The sequence below is a fragment of the Limnofasciculus baicalensis BBK-W-15 genome, assembly GCF_024178385.1.
Classification (GTDB): Bacteria; Cyanobacteriota; Cyanobacteriia; order Cyanobacteriales; family Coleofasciculaceae; genus Limnofasciculus; species Limnofasciculus baicalensis.
Map to the genome: position 1 here is coordinate 1 of NZ_JAMZMM010000559.1, position 2,854 is coordinate 2,854.

A 2,854-nucleotide genomic window follows, 5' to 3' on the forward strand; every position below is an offset into this window, starting at 1 on the left:
CTCCCCACTCCCCATTCCCCATTCAATGAACGAAAGTGTCCAAAACTCATAAGGAGAGCCTTGATGCTTTTTTTGCAACGGTACTTTATCCTGCTAACTGTCGCTGTTAGCATTGGCTTGTTAGTGACTAGCTGTGGTGAAAGCAAGATTTCTCAATGTAATAAGATTATTAAGATTGCTAATAAAGCAGTTAGTCAGTCAAAATCTATCACCACTAGCCCTAATTTAAACGACTCCAAAGTGATGCTGAATGCAGCAGATTTGATGGAAAAGACATCGAAAGAAATGGAAGGAATAAAAGTTAAGGATCAAAAGCTGCAAGATTATCGATCTGGTTTTATTAATATGTACCGCGATATCAGTAAGGCAATCCGCGACTTTGCTGTTGCTTTTGATAAAAAAGACCGTAAAGCGGCTGAAGCAGCTCAAGTTAATTTGCAGCAAGCGACTACCCCAGAAAAACAATTAGTCAATGACCTTAATCTTTACTGTACGGGGAAGTAATGAAGGTTGAAGGCTGAAGGTTGAAGGCTGAAGGTTGAAGGTTGAAGGTTGAAGGTTGAAGGTTGAAGGTTGAAGGTTGGCTGAAGTCAACCCCATCAATAAAATTTTTTATCCTTCATCCTTTACACTTCATCCTTCATCCTTTACACTTCACCCTTCATCCTTTACACTTCATCCTTCATCCTTTACACTTCACCCTTCATCCTTTACACTTAATCCTTATCATGAAATTTGCTTTAGTTCATGAATGGTTAACCCCCAAAGCAACTGGTGGTTCAGAATTAGTAGTTCGAGAAATATTGCAGCATATTGATTGCGATCTTTATGCCTTGATTGACTTTGAATCCACCAATCCTCAAAGTTATCTATTTGGGCGAAAAATTGGCACAACATTCCTGCAAAACTTACCCTTTGCTCGCAATGGTGTGCAAAAATATCTACCGCTATTGCCATTAGCCATCGAACAGCTAGACCTGCGGGACTATGATGTCATCCTTTCATCATCCCACGCCGTTGCTAAAGGAGTTCTGAGTAGTCCCCAACAACTACACATTTGCTACTGCCATACGCCAATGCGCTATGCCTGGGACTTAACATTTGATTATTTGCGCCATAGTGTCATGGGCAGAGGTCCTCAAGGCTGGGCAACTCGGTATCTCCTCCATCAGTTGCGTCAGTGGGACGCGATCTCAGCAAATCGGGTTGACCACTTCATTGCCAACTCTCACCACACCGCAAGACGCATCTGGCGGTGTTATAGGCGTAAGGCAGAAGTGATTTACCCACCCGTGAATATCGAGCGCTTTCCTTTCTGCGAGCAAAAAGAGGATTTTTATCTTACCGTTTCCCGGTTAGTGAGTTACAAACAAGTATCTGTAATTGTGGAAGCATTCAATCAATTAGGATATCCCCTAGTTGTAATTGGCGATGGACCTCAATTAGAGGAAATTCGCCTTATGGCTAAATCTAACATCCGAGTATTAGGATTCCAGCCAGATGAGGTAGTAGAGGAGTATATGGCAAAAGCCAAAGCCTTCGTCTACGCCGCCTGTGAGGACTTTGGTATTGCCCTGGTGGAAGCAATGGCTGGTGGCACGCCAGTGATTGCTTACGGTGCTGGAGGAGCCTTAGAAACAGTGCGAGATATCCGGAAACATCCAGAAGGTGGTACGGGTCTATTTTTTATGGAACAAAGTCCCGCTGCCTTAATCGAAGCCGTGAAAATATTTGAGGTATCTGCTGCTGCATTTAGTCCTGAACGTAGCAGGGTGGTAGCATCTGCCTTTGAGCCAAAAATTTTTGGCTCTCGCTACCTGGGTTTCCTAGAGCGCTGCTATCAAGACTACCAGGATGGTATTGGCGAATTGCGGAAAACATAGAGCCGAGGAGGGAGTCTGCCGTGTTGACTTCCCTCGGTTCCCTCTACAATTCGGGAAGATAACCAGAAGCTTTAGAGAGGAGGAGGGGCCGAACCAAGGGTGAATTCGTCAAAACTATCCTACCAGTTGCCAGGATCTGACAAGAAATTTCAGTTTTGCGATCGCTAAAGCTCTAGCCCGTCGCTTCTGGCTTTATGATCGTGACGTGTGGTGTGAAGTGAAGGAGTAAGATGACTGCCCAAAGCCAACTTATCTCCGTCAAGGTGTTGCGAGCGTTCGTGAAGCGTGGGTTTCAAACACCCTCCTCGCGAAGCAGACTAAGAAGTCTGTCTCAATCCCGCCTAGACGGCAATTTTGCCAAGCGGCTGTTTGATGTCGCATTTTCTCTATCTGTTCTGATTTTGTTTTCTCCGGTTTATTTAGTCTTAGCTCTTTTGATTGCAATCAGCTCCCCTGGACCTATTTTTTATATCCAGGAGCGCGTGGGTAAAGATTACAAACCGTTTGGTTGCCTTAAATTCAGAACTATGGTGGAAAATGCGGATGAAATCTTGCTGGACATAATGGCATCATCTCCTGCTTTACGTCAGGAATTTGAAGATAATTTTAAACTCAAGCAAGACCCTAGAATTACGATGATTGGCAGATTTCTGCGATTAACGAGTCTGGATGAGTTCCCCCAGTTTTGGAATGTTTTGAAAGGAGATATGAGTGTGGTTGGTCCAAGACCATTAGTACCAGAAGAACTACCAAGATACGGGCGTTACATGGAAAAAGTACTGACAATTAGACCAGGAATTACTGGTTTATGGCAAGTTTCTGGACGGAATGATATTCCCTACGATCGCCGGGTACAAATGGATGTTTACTATGTTAATTCCCGAAACTTTTGGCTCGATTTCTGGCTGGTTATGAAAACAATTGGCGTAATCGTATTTCCCAAAAATAATGGGGCATATTGAGGGATGAGT

Annotated in this window: 3 protein-coding genes; all 3 read left to right on the top strand. The window is 43.9% G+C overall.

All coding sequences use genetic code 11. The features are described 5' to 3' along the window. Positions 1–504 (top strand): hypothetical protein (locus NJ959_RS28065; protein WP_254015055.1); only part of this gene is annotated, 504 nt, incomplete at its 5' end. A gap of 224 nt (positions 505–728) precedes the next feature. After that, the gene (locus NJ959_RS28070) at positions 729–1,883 is read left to right on the top strand and encodes a glycosyltransferase (RefSeq protein ID WP_254015057.1); all 1,155 of its coding nucleotides are present in this window, start codon (positions 729–731) and stop codon (positions 1,881–1,883) included. Between the two features lie 230 nt (positions 1,884–2,113). Continuing rightward, a complete protein-coding gene (locus tag NJ959_RS28075) occupies positions 2,114–2,845 on the top strand; it encodes an undecaprenyl-phosphate galactose phosphotransferase family protein (protein ID WP_254015056.1) in 732 nt (243 codons plus the stop codon). The last annotated feature ends 9 nt before the right edge of the window (positions 2,846–2,854 follow it).